The sequence below is a fragment of the Mycoplasma sp. 527 genome (genome assembly GCF_053851595.1).
The window spans coordinates 46,119-64,435 of sequence record NZ_JBSQAY010000002.1; the positions used below are offsets into that span (position 1 = coordinate 46,119).

The window sequence follows — 18,317 nt, forward strand, 5'->3', positions numbered from 1 at the left end:
AAATTCTATTTACGTTATTATTTTTATTTGCTAATTTAGGAAAAAATAGCGAATTATTTTGAAACAATAACTAATGCCGGTTTAATAGTTCTATCATTTAGTTTATAACCAATATTTTTTACTTCTAAAATTGTATCTTTTTCTAAATCTGATGCAGCCAATTCATAAACTTGATGAATATTAGAATCAAACTTATCACCAACACTTGGAATAATTTTGTTCAATCCAAAATCAGACAGAATATTTTCAACCTGATTATATAACATATGAAATCCGACGATAAAATTTTTCAATGTATCATTATCAATTTTTTTAGCAGCAAGAATTGCTTTTTCAAAATTATTTATAGGTTGAATTATATTTTCCATAAAAGATTGAAGTGCATATTTCTTTGCTTCAGCAATTTGTTTTTCTTGATGATCATTATTTTTTTGTTTATGATCACTAATTAAGTCTTGGGCCTTCTTTTGAATTGCAATAACCTCATCCTTAAATTTATTAGCTTCGATTATTGATTTAACTCTTAACTCCTCTTTTTCGTTGTTAATTTTTTCGATAGTTTCTTCCAAAGATTTAATTCTATCTTTTTTTTCTGAAAGTTCATTTGTAAGAATGACATTTTTTTCAATTACTTTTTTTGTTCAATCATCTAGATCAGCGACTGAAACTAATTTAAGAACATAACTTTTTTTCTTAATCCTATAACCAAGTAAATCATCAGCTTCACTCTTACCTTTGTTTAATATTTCATTAATAATAGGATCAACATCATCATAATCTCAAACGTATGAAAAGTGTGTTATTTTTTCTTTGTGATTTTCTTTCTCACATAGCTCAAAATTTACTTTTTCGTATTTTTTAAAATCTCACATTATTTATCTCCTTTTTGCACTATTTTTGCCAATATGTCTAACGTTTCTAATGATTCATCAATATCAATATTCTTAGGCCCCATAATTGAGATTTCCTTAATATTTTTATCGTTCTCAAAGTCAATTTTTTTACTAATAATATTTAAATTTTCTCTTGAAAAATCAAGCTTAATTTTATTGTCTTCATCCAAATTATTTTCAATCATTGATCATACCGAATGTTTTTCGATGAGATCTAATAAGTCAACCAATTCCTCACGAGATATATCTTTTGATAAAATCATTGCGTTTTTGTTATAGGTTTTATTTTGAATCTTTTCTTCAAAAACGAAAATAGTTTTTACAAACTTTTCTAATATTTTTTCATAATTGCCTATTCTTTCTTTAAATAAAGGTAACAAAGCCTTAGCTCTTTCGGCCAATTCAATTAAAGGCGTATCAATTAGTCTTTCTTTAAATAGTCTCACGGCAATTCTCAAATCATTTAAAGCAATATCATCGCTAAAATCAAAAATTTTATTTTGCACATTACCACTACTGGTAACAATAACAATAACTGCTGAAGACGTATCAAGAGGTGTCAATTGAATACTTTTTAATTTTTCATCTTTATTATTGGAAGTTGCAACAACAGTAAAATGTGCCATTTTACTAATCAAATTAGCAGCTTCATCTAATGTAGAATCTACACTCAATCTTTTCTTTACAAGAATATCACTCAAACTTTTATTAAAAAACTTTTTTGGATTATATGCAATATATTTCGTATAGTATTCAAGGCCTTTAGTTGAAGGTATTCTTCCACCGGATACATGCGGTTTTTCTAGAAAACCAATCTTTTCAAGATCAGACATAATATTTCTAATAGTTGCAGATGAAGAAGTCAAGTGTTTTGATTCAACTAATTTTTTAGATCCAACAGGTTCTCCGGTCTCAAAAAATTTTTCAACAATCATCTTAAAAATTTCTATGTGGCGTGCCTTTAATTCCATAAAACAAAAAACACCTCCTTAAAATTTAATAATATATATTTTAGCACTATTTTAGCACTTTATAAAGTTAATTGCTAATTTTACTACTAAATAAGTTAAGTTTCTTTTCTTCTTTATTTGATAATCTAATGTAATTTGGAATGTGTTTCAACAAAATTAATATAGAAGCAAAAACTAAAATGTAACTATGTGATCATAATGGAATATTATGGTTTATAAACGAAAGAATTCAAGATGTATAAAAATAAGGAATAAATGAATAAAAAGCAAAAATAATTGATATAACCACGGATGAAATCGAAATATATCTTATGATTAAAACTAAGGTTATATAAACCAGTACAAGCAATAAAAATGTTGGAAAATCAAATGCCAAAATCATTCCAAAAAATGAAGCAACACCTTTGCCGCCTTTAAAATTAAAGTAACAAGGAAAAATATGTCCAATTAATGCTCCCAAACCTGCAAATAAAGGAATTATAAAATTACTATTTACCCCTTTTTTGATAGCAAAAACAATGATTGTGGGAATAAAAGACTTAAAAATATCAAAGCAAAAAACAAGTAATGCAAATTTAAAACCAAAGACTCTTAAAGCATTTGTCGCACCTGCATTTTTTGAACCAAAATTTCTAATATCACGATTTTTTCTTTTTGAAATAATTATGCTAATATTAATCGAGCCAATTAAGTAGCCTAGTATTAAAATTATTAAATTAACTCACACGTATTTTCAATTGAACATAAATAAAATAATACATTATTTTAGTAAATCATTATTCAAAATTAATACAAGTATACATCAAAAAAATTAAACAAAAAACATTACCTGCTTAATAATTAGGTAATGTTTTTTGAAAACAAATATTTTTAGCTTATAGCTTAATGTAACTAAAGTTATTTCCTTCAATTTTATGTAATGATGATACTGTTGCCTTTAAAGTTTGAAATACAGTATCTAGTTGTTTATAAAATTTTGGACCAATGTTATCATTAACCCATTTTAGAGTATCTAAATCACTGTGTCAAATATCTCCAAGGATCGCAAAATCTTTTTTCGTTAATCCATCAGGTCAATCATGAACAATTTGGCCATTTTCCAATTTTCTTTCTTTTAATTTTTCTATTGTTTTACCGTTTTTTAATACTCAAGCTTTAGGATTAATAGTTTGAGCATAACCATCATATAAACCTGATTTTGCCTTAATTGCAAAGTTTGTTGATTCAACATAAGCCACTGGTAATTTAGCGATTTGATAGAATGGAGCATGGTCTGATCAGTCTCCAGTTTCACCTTCTTTATATTCAGTTTTAACAAATTGCGGATGAATTTTTAATTCTTGATCAGCATCCTTTATTTTGTTAGCTCTTTCTTTTGAAAGCATATTGATGTGGTCACGTAGTAATGGAGATAAATTTCATTCATCCTTTTTAACCTTGCCATACTCCTCATTCAAATCATCAACAGTATTAGGAGAGTGAATATACATATAATCACCGCCTGCAACTGTATCCATATTAATCATTCCTAAAGAATTATCGCGTAATTCATTTTTTTCGCCAGTTAAGAATTGTTTTACGAACGCTTCTGAACCTAGTTTTCCAAGCTCTTCACCATCAACAAAAATTAAATGTAATCTAACACTTAGATTATCTCTATTTTTAGGATCTGAGAAATACTTTAATAAATTTAAATTAACAGTAACACCGGTAGCATTATCAGTTGCACCTCATGAAATACCTTCTGGTCCTACATTATTCATTGAGTCATAATGAGAAACAATGTAAAAATCTTTAATTTTTCTTTTACCATTATCAGTTAATTTAGCACTTGGGTTAATTGTTACCACAATATTATTACCCACATTATTGTATCCATTATTTGCAAATAAAAAACCTTGTGTAAAGAAGCCATCATTCTTTAAATTTTGCTTCATTGAATCAACTATTGCTTTATCTTTGGTTTCATCATATTGCACAGTTTTTTTATGAGCATATTCAGGATATGTGATTCCATTTGGAGTGTAATTAGTATAACCCATATCTGCGATTTCTTTAACTAAATATTTATATGCATAATAGCTACCATAATTATTAACTTTTTGATCTACTTTTTCACCAAATTTGTATAGTAAATTCTTTTCAACTATTTCTGTTGTTAATCTTTTATCTTTTTCTAACTTTATTCCATCATTCAAAAGTTTTTTAGGGTTGTGAGGAAGAGTTGTCGTCGCTAATGAACCTTTTTTAAAGTTATTATCATCTCCTGCTTTTCTACCATGAACAGTAGTCAAGAAATTTGTAAATGTATTTCTTAGCCCTACTTCATCAGTGGATTTTGGATTATTTGGATTTGAACATGAGATTGCCATTATTGGTAATGCAATGCCAGTTAGCCCCCCCATGGCAATTAGTGCCTTAATTGAACGTTTCATAAACTATTTCCTTTCTTAAATTGTTTTATATTTGTACAAAATAACATTCAGCAATTTGTAAAATATAAATATATTTTAAACTATATTATTTTTTTATACACAAAAATCGACCAGATTAAACAAAAAAATATTTATAATAAATATATTAATAATAACAATTTTTCAATTAAAATTAAGACATCTTTTAAAAAAGCATGTTGCAAATTTCTTAATTAAATTAAGCAATATTCGTTTACCAATATATGATTTACATAATAAAAATATTAACAGTTTGACAAATATAATCTAGTTGCACTTTAATAAATAATGCATATTTTCCAAAATTTCAGTGTTTTATTTTTTTATATATCTTTTCTAAAAAGTTTATAATTATGTTAAAAGAGGTATTAGATTATGAAAACATTTAAAAAGAAGAAGACTATATTGAAACTTTTTTTATCTGCAACGCCCGTTATTACAGGAGCCGTTTTGCTAACTAGCTGTAGTCAAACTACAAATAAACAAGAAAAAGATAGCGGCGTTCAACAAAGCAATAGCATTGATGCTTCTATTAATCGCGATGGTTCTTTAATTGGGGAAGAATTGCGAGCTAAAGTAAATGATACAATTGCTAACGCTAACTTCACTATGACTGACAAGGCTAGGGATGAGTATAGCAGCCTTACTGACGATATTGCAAGAGATGAATATATTAATGGTTTATGAGAAAAAATTATAAAATGATTCTCTAAAAATCAAGATTCAGATGATAAAGATAGATTCTTTTTTACACCTGAAGACTTACGCAATGCAGATTTTAATGAATACATAAAAGTTTATATTCCTAATTTAGAATATTTTGCTGGAAACCATAATGTAAAATGCTACTTCGGTTATAATAGCGAAAAAAGAAATATTTTTTACTTCTTTAAAATTAAATGTTTGGATGGAAAGCAAACTGAAGGGCATGGTTTTGTAGATTTAACACTACCTATTGATAAATAATATGAAAACAAGTAAATTAATACTTGCCGGAATAATTGGAAGTTTAGCGCTTCCAATTATTTCTATATCATGCGCAAGACAACAAAAAATTCTAATTGATGAATCAAAAATTAACACTAAATACTTATCAAAACTAAACGCTCAACAACTAGCATCACTGCACAATTTTGAACCCATTTTTATTAATCAAAACCAATCTAGCAAAACTTATTTAAAATATTTGGGTCAAGTTAAAAAGGTTACAAATAACAATGAGTTAGAATTTAACCCCACTCTCAAATTTAAACCAGAATTCAAATTGCAAAAATCGTGAAAACAAATAAGAACCAAATATGATAATTACAAAATAGAACGGACAAATAACTCTACTTTTAAAAATTTTGATGACTTATTTACTCAATATGACTTTAAGGAAATAAGAAAAGCAGGAGGATATTCTAACCTTTGATTTTATTATCTTGCTAACAAAAACAAAGATACAGATTATTACCGCGTTTATGATCCATATTTTTTTGATTTTCAAACAGTAATATTTCGTCTTGTTAACGATATAAAAACAAACAGCGGATTAATGAATAAAAATTCCCTTTTAAATAAAGCAGGTGAAGCCTTTATTACGCGTAATATTTTTAACAACGAATTCATTCAAGCCAGTTCTTGATTAAGGCCTGAAAATGAAATTTTCAGAAATACATTTATTAATTTTCTTATTTTATATTTAAATAAATTTGATCTTAATATTAAAAAAATTAACATAAATTGAACAAAGGCAAGAGTTCAGGAAAATGATTTTTCAAACCAAAGTTTTATTAGTTTTCAAATTGAAGACATTATTGATTTTGATGATAAAAGCATTGTAAATAATGCAATTAAAAATAAAACCTTTTATATTAATGGTTTTAGAAATTATGCCACTGAACAAAAATTTGGTGTTGGCAATAATGGCCTTAGCGAAACACTACCTTTATTTAATGATTATGTAAAAAATCCATTTTTAATCATAAAACAAAATGAAAACATAAACCTAGGAAAGGATATAAATTCATTTATCAAAGGCTATAATAGCATCGATTATTGAAACTCGAGAGGTTTGGTATATTTATTTTCTAATTTTAAAGATTACCTAGAATTCGATATTCCAGACATATATAAAAATATTGATGAAAAATATAAAGTAATAGATATTCAATTTACAAATTACTATGAAACTAGCCAATTAATCAAAATGATTATTAGGGTTTTTAAAAAAGATAAAACAACAAAAGACTATGTACTATTAAGTTCAAACTTTGACGACCATGGACACTTTTTAAAGGCTATATCAACTAAGCTGGCAGCTGTTGATAAATTAGAAAGTAGCGACTATGCAATATATAGAAAAGAAAAAAAACCAACCTTCAACGGCATAAAACTAGATGATTTTGTTAATAACCCCTTATTTAATTCACTAATAAATTATGCCTTAATAAATTGAAAAAAACACATTGTTAATCCGAATAGCAATACACAGGATCAATTAAAACTCTTAACTGCTTATTTAAACAATTACCTTCTTGCATATGCTCTCGAAATTCAAAATTCAAATCTTAATAGCGGAATCAAAAAGATAGAATTAGCCAAAAATGAAACCGTTGGAGATGAAACTACTTTAAAATTTTATTTTTACAAATTTAACTCAGAAAAAGATTTTCTTTACAAAAACAAGGGCGAGAAACCTTTTTATTATATAGATATAAAAGTAAAAAATTTATTTGAGTTTAGTAACGAAACACCAGTTTTTACAATTGTTTCTAAAGGACACTATAATGAAAAAATATAATATTTTAGCTTCCCTTTTAATTCCTTCAATCGGGTTACTAACTATCTCATGCAACGCAACAAGCGGCATCGAAATAAAATCATCGAAAAATGTACAAGGTTTTAAGGCAAATGAAGATCTCAATCCCTTAGAAATGCAATTTGATAAAAAAATAACAAAAACCGCTTTAGAAATAAAAAAAACAATGCGGACTTTTAATTATGCTTACTATACCTTTTTTGAAAACTATGATATAGTCAAAGATAAACTAAAAGAATTAATTGAAGAGCAAAGTATAAGTCAAAATAAGGATGGGCTAACAAAATATTACAATTCTTTTTGACATAACAAAAAACCTGAATTACTCAATGATTTTTCAAGACTGCTTGATGATTTTTACAATCTTTTTAATTCAGCTATTAAATCTCTATCAAATCTTAATTTTTATTTAGAACAATTCAAATTTGATAATGATAACCTAAAAAAACTGACAAAAGACCAATATACTAGCAAACTAGATAATGATTTTAAACAATATATCTATAACAAGGATTTTGCTGATAACATTTACGCAGCTAAAAAAATACCAATTAAAAATTTAATGATTGCCTTAAAAGAAAAACTAGCGCAAATATCAAACATGATAAAGAAACAAGAACTTAAAAACTTCTTAAATGAATATCACAAGGCAAAAATTTTCATTTATGACAATATCAACCATGTAAATCTTGACGTTAATATTGATTTAATAATTTCTAATCTTGAAGAAAACAATCAACAAGAATTCTTTTAACTTTTACTATAGGTCTAAAAAAATATTAAATATAGCTTGTAGTCCAATTGACTACAAGCTATTAAAATAAATAAAAAACTTAAGAGAAAAAACTTAATCAATTTCCATTGGGATTTTGGCATTAACTTCCTCGTTAACACGTAAATCAAAACAAATTACATCATAAAATAAATCGATTTGTCTCGTAATAGTATCAACCTTAAATCTAATATCAATCCGATGAGATTTGCTAACTTTTGTTATATCGGGTTTATGAAGAAAAAAATACTTTTTAAATTCAACATCATTAGCAATCTTATCACCATCATCATGTTTCTTATTATTGTATTTTTTGTTAAGCTTTTCTATTACTTGAATAAATCTCGCCATTGCATTATCTTGTTCGGCATTATATTCTTTTTGTGCTTCATCAGATAACCTAAAAACAAATTCATTTCTAATGCTTGATAGTTGCGAAGCATTAAGTAACATAGGTTTTTGTCGCTGACTATCATCTATTTTATTAGAATTAGCACATGATATCAAAACAGGACTAATTGCTATGCATAACCCGATCGATAAAAAACTTAATTTTTTATTAAATAAAGATTTTCTTATTATTGATTTCATAACACATATTTTAATACAACAAAAAATTATGTTTTATTTTTTTAAAAAAGAGCATACTTATGTTTTTATTTAAATAATTTTTAAATACTAAAATATTTTTATTAATTATTGTACAAAAAACAAGTTTGGCCAAATTAAGGAAACCTAAATTATTTTATTAGAAAAAATAATATAAAATTATTGTAAAAAATAATAAGTAAAAATAGGAGCAATATGAAAAAGAAATTATTATTACTTAGTTGAATTCCTACATTAGCACTGTTAACCACTTCATGTATCGAAACTAAACAACCAAACCATGAGCCGAAGTCTGAAGATGATAATAAAAAAGAAAAAAATGATAATACAAATACTGATTCTATAAATTCAAACAAAAAATCAGAAAACCAAGAACCAATTCCATTACCGTTGCCAACACCTAAGCAACCCGAAATTTCTAAAGAGCAATCTTCGCCGGAAAATCCATTAAATCCGCATAGTAAAAAAGACAATAACGCCCCGCAAATACCTCAATTCCCTATAATACCGCCAAACTTCCCAGGATTGCAAAAACCAAAACCAGCAATTAATAAACCGGAGTTAGAGATAAAACAAACTGAAGCATATAGAAAAATATTAGACAGATCTTTTGCTATTTCATTTAATACCATTACACAAAGTCTTGATGATGGAAAAAGAGATAAAGATGAAATTCCTTTCTTATCAACTGGAACTGGTTGAATACTTGATTATGCTTGAAAAAATGGAGTTGAAAATTCTGAAGAACTAATGTTATATATAGCAACAAATGCTCATGTATATCAATATGCATACAATGCATTAGACAATAAATTAAAAGAAACGTTTCCGGAATATTTTACTAGCGAAGAGCAAAAAGATGCTAGAGTTGTTTCATTTGGTATTGGCATACCTTTGGGTGATGCTAATTTAGAACCTATCGAGTCAGGAAAACACGAAGGCAATGAAAATATTGTTAGCTATTTTATAAATTCAAATGATCAAAAATATAAAAAAGATGTAAGAGATGTAAAACTTGTTGGAGATCAAATTTTTTCAAATCCAAAAACTGTTTTTGTCGCAACGGACTTCTTTGATAAGAAAACAAATGAAGAAATATTAAAGAAGCATCCAAACTATCAACCTAATATCAATAAAACCCAAAGAATTGGAAAAGACTTTGCTGTATTTGCTATAAAAATTAAATTCAACGAACTTAAAAAACAAGCCGAAACAAATCAAGATTTAAAGAAATTACTAGAACATATTAATAAAGGCATCAACAGCATTAATAATGATGTAACATTATTTTCATCAAAGCAATATCCTAACCATGATAAATCAAAAGTTCCCTATATTGCATATGACTACTACTCAGCCTATCTTCACAAGGAACAATATAAAAACTTTGATAGCGAAAATGAAATTTTAAGTCCAAATGCAAAAAGAATATATATAGCAGGCTTTCCTTCTGATAATGATAGTGGAAATAATCAATACTTCTGAAAAAACTATCCTAAGAACATAAAAATTGAAGATTACACTTTCACAAATAAAAGCTTCTTAAGTAGTGCGCCAGTTGAAAATCTATTATCTGAAAAAACCATATCATATGGCATCGGTGTACAGGCACAAGTTCTAAATAGCAGTTTATATTATGGGGCAAGTGGTTCTCTTGCTGTAAATGAATTTGGAATGCCTGTTGGAATATATTCATCTCTTTCAGCACTAACCCCTAACATTAAAGATACAACAAAATGAGGCGCCTTTACTTTCTTAGTTCAAAATTCAAATGATTTATTCTATGGACCAAAACATAATTTAATAGATGGAAGTAATAAAGAGTTATATCCAAACCAAGAAAAATCTTTCAGACAAAATCTTAAAATTTTATCTGAACAAGATGATTTCTTTAAAGGTTTTAATAAAACGGTTTTATTTGAAAACGGTGTATAGTTTCTTTTTACATAAGGATTATCAAAAAAATACAAAATCCCCCTTATAAACTTTTTAAAACTATCATCAAAATCAAGGTTTTTAATTTTCAAATTCTTAAGATATTGTAGAATTTCTAAAATTAACCCTAATTATTAGGAATCACATTTAATTTATTCCTGTGTTTCCCACTTTAAGTATAAAAAAATAAAAATCTAATCGGAATTATCGATTAGATTTTTTGTTTATTCAAAGACTAGTTTAACAGTGTTTCTTACAAGAATTTTTTTTGATTGTAAAATGTCATACATAAATGATATTTCTTTATTAGATATTTTTGTTTCAATTAAATATATATCAATATGAATTTGCTGAATGTTATTTGTCTTATTCTTTGGATCAAATGAAACAATAAGTTTATTGGGCACAAATTCATTCTGCTTCATTTCTAAATATTGACCGGCATATGAGATTCTTACTTCATCATTTTTAATATCTAAAATACAGTCCATAACTTTTTCATCAGTAAATTCAATATGTGTAAATTCAGTGCTATTACTTTCTTTAAAATCGACAAAATCAGTCTCCACTTTGCTTAATATTTCGCCTTCTTGTTCTGAAATTAAAATATATTTTAGCTTCATTTTTTTAGTCTTTCAAATACAATGTCTTTGCCAAAAAGATAGATAGCCTTAGCTAATTCTGGTCCATGCTCCTCATATGTTGCAGCAATTCTAATAGGCATAAATAAATCCTTACCTTTTACATTTAATTCCTGCTTTGTGTGTTCAATACACATTTGAATGTTTTGAATATCAAAATCATTTTGATGCAATAATTTACTAAATGTTTTTACAACATCTATATTGGATATCACCAATGTAGTATTATCTTTTGGCTTGGTATATATTTTTAAATTATTTTTGATCTCATTGATTGTTGACGCTGATTGCTTGTAAGTTTCAACAAATAAATTGTTTCATTCGTCAGAAAATGGTGAATTAATTAATTTTATAATTTCTTGGTTTTCCACTTTTTTCATATATTGTTTTGAAAATCAATCCATCTTAACTATATCAAATTTAGAAGGTGATTTAGATAACCTTTCTGGATCAAATTTTTCAATCAATTCCTCATGACTCATTATTTCCTTGCTATCTTTTGAAGTTCAACCTAATAAAGATAAAAAGTTAAAAATTGCATGGCTGTTATATCCCTCATTCTTATAATCTTCAATAAATTGCTTCAAAGTTTTATCTCTTTTTGATAGTTTTTTGCCTTCCATATTAGTAATAATGGTTAAATGTCCGAATACAGGAGGAGTTCAATTTAAAGACTCATATATTGCTAATTGCTTAGGCGTATTTGTTATATGTTCTTCGCCTCTTAGAACATGGCTAATTTCCATTTGGTGATCATCGACGACAACGGCAAAGTTGTATGTCGGATAACCATCGCTCTTGATAATAACAAAATCACCAATATCATCGCTATTAACTTCTATTCAACCCCTAACTAAATCGTTTCATCCATAAATAGTATTTTTTTTCAATCTTAGCCTTATTGAATATTCATTATTCTCATCCCTGCGTTTCTTTTCTTCATCAGAAATTTTCAATCAATTAGGGTCATATCTAAATGAAGCAATTTTAGCTTCCTCTTGTTCTTTATGCTGTTGCTCTAATTCCTGTGAATTATCATATGCCTTATACGCGAAACCTTTGGCAATTAACTTATTAGCAATGTCTCTATAAATTGCTAATTTTTCAGATTGTCGATAGTTGCCGTATTTTTTATTAGGTTTTAGCGGGCTTTCATCTGGTATTATACCCAGTCAAGCAAGGTTTTCAAGCTGACTCTCTTCCCCACCCTCGACATTTCTAGCAACATCAGTATCTTCTAATCTAAAAATAAAAGTTCCATTAAAATGTTTTGCAAATAAATAATTAAATAGAGCGGTTCTAGCACCGCCAATATGTAAATAACCTGTTGGACTTGGGGCATATCTTGTTCTTATTGTTTTCATAATTATTCCTCTTCAAAAAGTAAAACTAATGGTTCAGTAACATCTTGTCAAAAACCTTTTAACGAAGGTGAAGTATTTCTAACGAAAGCTCATGGTGCTTCTTCGATTTCAGGGCGAGATTCTGGAAATCGAGATTTTGATGGACTAATAACATCATTAATAAAATTAGGTGCTGCTTCAACATTTTTTCTAATTCAATATAACATAATAAAAACTGCCTTAGGGTTATGTTTATATTGAGAATATTTGGGAATAGCAGCGCCAGGAATGTTTGCGACTAATTCATCATATCTAAATGAAAAAAGGCGATAATCATATTGACCGGATAAATTACCAAATTTTAAAAACTGAAAATCAGGTTTAATCTTATAAACATGAGATGTATCATGTGTATTATTTAATTTCCTATCATTTGTGAATAGCCTATATTTATCATCAAACTGGCTAATTGGATTGAATAAACGTTTTGAATTTAATTCATAAAATGAACTAGCACTACGTTTTTTAATTATTTTTTCTCCTTTTTCATTTATGCTAACAAAATTTGGATCATCAACAATTGATATGACCGGTAAATCAAACGTGCAAGCTGCTGATAAAACAGAGGGAGCTAAGATCGCGCCCAATGATCCTAATAAAGAAAAAATTAACATTTTTCTTTTAATTTTAGATTTTTTCATAATTATTAATTTTACTAAAATTTAAAATTTTAATGTTGTTAAGTAATTAGAATTTCTCTTTTTTTTCTTTATTTAGACATAGTTAAAATTAAATAATGAAACAATTGAATATATGAAAATTCGGTTCCAAGAAGATATTAAAGATTGTGGACTTTATGTATTACAATCATTACACAAATTTTATTGAAAAAAATGAGTTGATATAAATTTTTTAAAATATGAATCAACCTATTCTGAGGATGGGATTAATATTACCAATCTTTGTTTGTTGGCTAGTAAAATTGGCCTCCATACAGAAGCATTTAAAATTGAATGAGAAGAAATACTAAAACTCAAAACTTCTTTTCCATTAATTGCTATTTCAAAGATAGACAATTTTCTACATTATGTAATTATTGAAAACATAAGTGATAATTTTGTATTTACTTTAGATTCAACAAAAGGAAAAAGAAAAATAGAGATTAAGCAATTTAAAAAACAATTTACTGGTCTAATTATAATAGTTAAAAAACAGCAAGAATGTAATCAAAAAAATATTTATGAAAAGTTTTTTTCTTTTAAATTTAAACTTAATTTAAAGTCATTAGTCATTGGCATCCTATTTAGTTTCATTACTATCTTTTTAAATTTTTTACTTTCATTTATTAATAAAAATATATTTGCAAGTATTCAACAAATAAAAATATCAGAAGGACAAAAAACAATAATGTTTTTCTTTTGAATTTCAATGGTTTTGCTTGTTGTTTCCTTATTAAATAATTTTTTATTAACAAAATTAAAAAATTTAATATCAGCAACAATAAAAGAACAATTTATAAATAGCATTGAGGGAGCGGAATACAAACAAATTTTAAAAATTAGCAAGAATGAAATTCTCTTAAGATATCTATCGATTGAATCAATAGCCGGTTTTTTATCGTTTATGATTTCTTTTATCTCTTCCTTTTTATTTTCTATTATCTTAGTTATACCTTTATTATTTTTTGTAAAAATAAAATTCATATTAATAGTAATACTTGTTAATATAATCAAGACCTTGGTTAGCTATTTTATAAACAATAAAATTAGCCTTTTATCAAAAAAGCTAACACAGAAAAGCGTTGAAGAAATAAATAAACTTTCGTTTATAGTAAAAAATGAAGATTCTTATGGACTAATGCTGTGAGAAAATCTTGAAAAACAAAGTTTTTTAAACAATATAAAAAGTTATAGAAATGATGATCTTAATATCAATAAATTAAGTTCAATAAAAAATTTAATTTTAAGGTTTTTAAATTTGATGGCAACAATAATAATTTATTGCTTTTTTTTATTACAAAAAACATCTAACCTAGGCCAATTATTTTTCATATTGCAAATACAAACAATTATTTCTGAACCAAGCAATAATCTTCAAGAATTTTTTATAGGATGAAAAATTTTTAAGAACGGTTCAACTAGATTAAATTTTATAATCAATATTCCACAATCAAGATTAAGAAATTCTATTAATAATATAATAGATTTAAAAACAATTAAATTCAAAGGGCTTTGCTTTGGATTTGAACGTCGCAATATAATTAATGATTTAAATTTTATTATTGATAAAGGTGCGAAATTGCAAGGCCCAAACGGTTCAGGAAAAAGTACTTTGTTTAAATTATTAAGTGGTTTTTATTTAAATTACAAAGGGTCAATTATTTTTAATAATATTGAAATCAAAGAGATAAATAAGTCTTGATTTAAGAAAAAAATTTATTTTTCAGGTAATGAATTTAATATGCCAAACATAGATTTATATACATATTTATTTTCAGATGTTAATAATAAGGAAAAAGAAAAAATATTAAAAGATACAGATTTCATCAGTGTTATAAATTCGCTAAATATAAATATATTTTCTAATCTACTTTTAAACTCAAATAAGTTTTCTATGGGACAAAAACAAATTATAAAATTATTGCCTCTATTAATAAAAAAATATCAATTGGTTTTGCTTGATGAAAGTTTTGAATTTTTATCACAGCAAATGTTTGAACTTATATCTAGATTAATATGTAAAAAACAAGAAAATTCTATTATTATTGAAACAAGCCATAATAAAAGATTTTTACTAAAAAATTCCCCAACTATTTTTCTAAAAAAATAAAATTCAATTTTTTTCATTTTTTTTGTGTTAATTTATAATTATTTTTATGAATAAATTAACCATTAAAAATAACAGTTTTAGCACGTTTAAATTTGAGAAAGATTTTTGCAATATACTCAATGAAGCAAAGGTAGAGTTTAATAGTACAAAAGATTTGTCTGTTGACCTTCTTTTTGTTAATAGATTCAAAATGAAAAAACTTAATAATTTGCATAGAAACAAAAACTATACAACTGATATTTTAAGCTTCCCACTAGAAGCAGCTAATGAGTTAGATTTTCTTGAAAATTTAGAGCTTGGTCAAATAATTATTTCGCCATGAAAAATTAAAAAACAAGCAAAAAAATTTAATCATAGTTTAAAAAGAGAATATTGCTATATTTTTGCCCATGGAGTTGCACACCTTTTTGGTTTTGACCACCAAACAGAAGCAGAAACTTTAGTTATGAATACACATGTAGAAAACATTATGAAACGTTTAAACATCACTAGATATTAATAAAATTTTTATGAGGTTTATAAATGAAAAAAATTTGTTATGTTGGTTTAGTAGGAAGACCAAATGTAGGAAAAAGTACGCTAATAAATAACATTTTAGATTTTGAGTTAGCAATAGTTTCAAATGTTGCCCAAACAACAAGAGATAATATTAAAGGTATATACAATGATGATGAAGTCCAAATAATTTTTATTGATACCCCTGGAGTCCATAAGGCAGAATTCTTATTATCAGAAAAGCTAAATCAAAAAAGTTATGAGACAATGAAGGCTGTTGATATTGTCTTATTTTTAACGCCAGCTAATGAAGAAATAGGAAAAGGCGATAAATTTATTATTAACAAAATTAAGGAAACAACAGATAGCGAAATAATAGCAATAATAACTAAAATTGATTTAATTGATAACAAAATAAAATTAGATGAAAAAGCTCATGAATTAAAAAGTTTGGGAATTAATACCGTTTTGGGTATTGGCAAAGATTATAAACAATCCTATATTGATTTAATTGATGAAATTAAAAAATATTCTTATGAAGATGATTTGCCTTTTGAGGAAGATCAATTAAGCGATGTCTCTCTTAGATTTATAGCTAAAGAAATTATTAGAGAATATGCAATTAAAAATTTATATCATGAAGTGCCGCATTCAATCGCTGTGCTAATTGATGAATTTAAAGAAAATGATAGCGAAACAATTCCGTATACAATTTCAGCTACTATTTATGTAAAAAGCGAATCACAAAAAGGTATTGTAATTGGTAAAGGGGCACAAAAAATAAAAACAATTTCAATGTCTTCAAGAGAAAAAATCGCCAGTGTTTTAAAACATCCTATTAATTTGTTTTTAAGAGTTAAAGTTGACGAGGATTGAGTGGATAAAGAGGAAAAAATTAAGAAAGCTGGATATTAAAATGAAAATTCAAATAACTCATAAATTAAAGCTTTCACTCCTCTTTATTTTAATCAGCATTATTTTTGTAGTTTTTATTATTATACTTTTTTTAAAAATAAGCAACCCTTATAAAATAAGTATTTATAACTATGAATCATACCTTAATAAAAATACTATTAACAAGATCAAAAAAAACTATTCATATCATACATTTAAGAATCTTGATGAATTTACAAGAGCAATAAAAAATAAAAAAGCTGTAGCAGGGGTAAATTCTGATTATCAAATAGCTCAACTTATCGTTGAAAACAAATTAAAAAAGATTAATTTTAAAAAAGTTTTTGATGTTAATTATGATGCAAAAAATAAAAAAGAGATCATATTAAATCTTTATACTAATGACGTAAAAAAACAATTTGATTTTTTTGATAGTTGAATAATAAAGGAAATAAAGAGAATTAATCCAAATAATAAAATTGACAAGTTAAACTTTAAACCTTTTCTTTATTATAAAGATAAGGAGGTTATTGGCTTTGAAGCAGATAATAAAGAAGGTATGGACCATTTTTATGAATTTTTAATTCCTTATTTTACTCTTGACAAAGGTATAGCCTATAATCCTGAAAATTCAGAAATTTCAAAATCTACAAGAAATAATATTAAGGAAAATGCCGATTTCAGTGATATTAAAGACGGAAAAAATTGATTTGATCTAATAAATTCATTATCAAAAAAATATAAAAATCCAAAATTTTACTGAACTGATTGATTTCTTGACAATGCCATGATTGGTCAATTTTATAAAAATCTAATTGACAATGGAAGCCAAAAAAACTCATTCGGAAAATGAAAAGATTTAAACAAAGAGAACTACAAAAATATTATTGATCACTTTGCAAAATTTGTCAATGTTTCAACTGGCAACAATATAAAAGACACAAAAAGAAATAAACTTATAACTGATGGACAGGAAATTGTATCGGGCATAATTGAGCCAGCACGTGGAAAAGCTGATGTTGCAATAATGTATAATGGCGATGCACTTGATGCTTATTATGGAAAGGATAACTTTGCAAATTTAAATCAAAGTAATAATATATCGTTTGTTCGGCCTAAAAATACATATAAAAATATTGATGCATGAATCATTTCACAAGACACAGATGATAAAGAATCAGACGCTCTTCTAGAAACACTAAAAAACCTTGTTTTTGGGGATGTTAGTTTAAGCTACCAACAAATATATAATAAATACATAAATAATGTTTATAAAGAAATTAAAAATAGTGGGATTTCAGAAGAAGAAATAGAAAAAAATCTTTTTAACAAAAAAGATAAAAATAAAATTGCCAAATCATTAAAAGACATTGATTTATCATTTTATAAAAAATACTATAGATTTTTTAGAAATGCCTTTTCAAACGAAAATTTACAAAATGTTGCAAACTTTGATGTAATAAATTACACACCTAGTTTTAAGACTATAAAGTTATTTTTATTAAAAACTTATTTCATTGATAGCAATAAAATTCAAGATCAAAAAGCAATTTCTATTTTTGATATAAAAGAAAACAAAGACATAAATTTTAGACCGTATCAGCCGCTCAATCCTGAATTGAGAACAAAAATGATTGATTACTATTATCAAATAACCAAATCATAATGGTGAAAGGAAT

16 protein-coding genes are annotated in these 18,317 nt (G+C 26.0%); 8 read left to right on the top strand and 8 right to left on the bottom strand.

The genetic code is table 4. The annotated features are described in order from the left end of the window. Window positions 1-53: 53 nt before the first annotated feature. The 4 genes from ACWXVQ_RS01255 to ACWXVQ_RS01270 form a co-directional block, all read right to left on the bottom strand. Complete coding sequence (locus tag ACWXVQ_RS01255) at window positions 54-872, bottom strand: nucleotide exchange factor GrpE (RefSeq protein WP_456013288.1); 819 nt, start codon at window positions 870-872, stop codon at window positions 54-56. Beyond that, window positions 872-1,864, bottom strand: a complete 993-nt coding sequence (gene hrcA / locus ACWXVQ_RS01260; RefSeq protein WP_438340469.1) for a heat-inducible transcriptional repressor HrcA — start codon at window positions 1,862-1,864, stop codon at window positions 872-874. Before hrcA ends, ACWXVQ_RS01255 begins: the two co-directional genes overlap by 1 nt. A gap of 67 nt (window positions 1,865-1,931) precedes the next feature. Further along, complete coding sequence (gene plsY / locus ACWXVQ_RS01265) at window positions 1,932-2,609, bottom strand: glycerol-3-phosphate 1-O-acyltransferase PlsY (protein ID WP_438340470.1); 678 nt, start codon at window positions 2,607-2,609, stop codon at window positions 1,932-1,934. 130 nt (window positions 2,610-2,739) lie between these two features. Next, on the bottom strand, window positions 2,740-4,299 hold the full coding sequence (locus ACWXVQ_RS01270; RefSeq protein WP_456013290.1) for a M28 family metallopeptidase: 1,560 nt from the start codon (window positions 4,297-4,299) through the stop codon (window positions 2,740-2,742). A gap of 393 nt (window positions 4,300-4,692) precedes the next feature. Here ACWXVQ_RS01270 and ACWXVQ_RS01275 point away from each other — a divergent pair, with 393 nt between their 5' ends. From ACWXVQ_RS01275 to ACWXVQ_RS01285, 3 genes are read left to right on the top strand one after another with little or no spacing between them, the layout of a single operon-like run. Beyond that, entirely contained in the window at window positions 4,693-5,283 is a 591-nt protein-coding gene (locus ACWXVQ_RS01275; RefSeq protein ID WP_456001833.1) for a hypothetical protein, read from the top strand. Window position 5,284: 1 nt separating this feature from the next. Continuing rightward, entirely contained in the window at window positions 5,285-7,102 is a 1,818-nt protein-coding gene (locus ACWXVQ_RS01280; protein ID WP_456013292.1) for an MAG3240 family lipoprotein, read from the top strand. Then, window positions 7,089-7,874 carry a hypothetical protein gene (locus ACWXVQ_RS01285; protein ID WP_456013294.1) on the top strand — a complete coding sequence of 262 codons (786 nt, stop codon included), beginning with the start codon at window positions 7,089-7,091 and terminating at the stop codon, window positions 7,872-7,874. The genes ACWXVQ_RS01280 and ACWXVQ_RS01285 overlap by 14 nt, the downstream gene beginning before the upstream one ends. Before the next feature lie 93 nt (window positions 7,875-7,967). On the opposite strand, the gene ACWXVQ_RS01290 is transcribed toward ACWXVQ_RS01285, so the two are convergent. Further along, window positions 7,968-8,483: a hypothetical protein gene (locus ACWXVQ_RS01290; protein WP_438340475.1), complete on the bottom strand. Its 516-nt coding sequence runs from the start codon at window positions 8,481-8,483 to the stop codon at window positions 7,968-7,970. Window positions 8,484-8,696: 213 nt separating this feature from the next. Here ACWXVQ_RS01290 and ACWXVQ_RS01295 point away from each other — a divergent pair, with 213 nt between their 5' ends. Then, window positions 8,697-10,436 carry an MIP family Ig-specific serine endopeptidase gene (locus tag ACWXVQ_RS01295; RefSeq protein ID WP_456013296.1) on the top strand — a complete coding sequence of 580 codons (1,740 nt, stop codon included), beginning with the start codon at window positions 8,697-8,699 and terminating at the stop codon, window positions 10,434-10,436. 224 nt (window positions 10,437-10,660) lie between these two features. Here the strand turns inward: ACWXVQ_RS01295 and ACWXVQ_RS01300 are convergent, their stop codons facing one another. The 3 genes from ACWXVQ_RS01300 to ACWXVQ_RS01310 are packed head-to-tail and all read right to left on the bottom strand — an operon-like array spanning window position 10,661 to window position 13,121. Beyond that, window positions 10,661-11,059 carry a hypothetical protein gene (locus tag ACWXVQ_RS01300; RefSeq protein WP_438340477.1) on the bottom strand — a complete coding sequence of 133 codons (399 nt, stop codon included), beginning with the start codon at window positions 11,057-11,059 and terminating at the stop codon, window positions 10,661-10,663. Next, window positions 11,050-12,441: a glutamate--tRNA ligase gene (gene gltX, locus ACWXVQ_RS01305; protein WP_456013298.1), complete on the bottom strand. Its 1,392-nt coding sequence runs from the start codon at window positions 12,439-12,441 to the stop codon at window positions 11,050-11,052. The genes ACWXVQ_RS01300 and gltX overlap by 10 nt, the downstream gene beginning before the upstream one ends. Before the next feature lie 2 nt (window positions 12,442-12,443). Next, a complete protein-coding gene (locus tag ACWXVQ_RS01310) occupies window positions 12,444-13,121 on the bottom strand; it encodes a hypothetical protein (protein WP_456013299.1) in 678 nt (225 codons plus the stop codon). A gap of 112 nt (window positions 13,122-13,233) precedes the next feature. Here ACWXVQ_RS01310 and ACWXVQ_RS01315 point away from each other — a divergent pair, with 112 nt between their 5' ends. From ACWXVQ_RS01315 to ACWXVQ_RS01330, 4 genes are read left to right on the top strand one after another with little or no spacing between them, the layout of a single operon-like run. After that, the gene (locus ACWXVQ_RS01315) at window positions 13,234-15,249 is read left to right on the top strand and encodes an Mbov_0121 family peptidase domain-containing ABC transporter (protein WP_456013300.1); all 2,016 of its coding nucleotides are present in this window, start codon (window positions 13,234-13,236) and stop codon (window positions 15,247-15,249) included. Window positions 15,250-15,295: 46 nt separating this feature from the next. Next, window positions 15,296-15,748 (top strand): rRNA maturation RNase YbeY, encoded by a 453-nt coding sequence (gene ybeY, locus ACWXVQ_RS01320; RefSeq protein WP_438340481.1) that lies wholly within the window; start codon window positions 15,296-15,298, stop codon window positions 15,746-15,748. A gap of 23 nt (window positions 15,749-15,771) precedes the next feature. After that, window positions 15,772-16,659: a GTPase Era gene (gene era, locus ACWXVQ_RS01325; protein ID WP_444704880.1), complete on the top strand. Its 888-nt coding sequence runs from the start codon at window positions 15,772-15,774 to the stop codon at window positions 16,657-16,659. 1 nt (window position 16,660) lies between these two features. Then, on the top strand, window positions 16,661-18,304 hold the full coding sequence (locus ACWXVQ_RS01330; RefSeq protein WP_456013301.1) for a hypothetical protein: 1,644 nt from the start codon (window positions 16,661-16,663) through the stop codon (window positions 18,302-18,304). Window positions 18,305-18,317 lie beyond the last annotated feature (13 nt).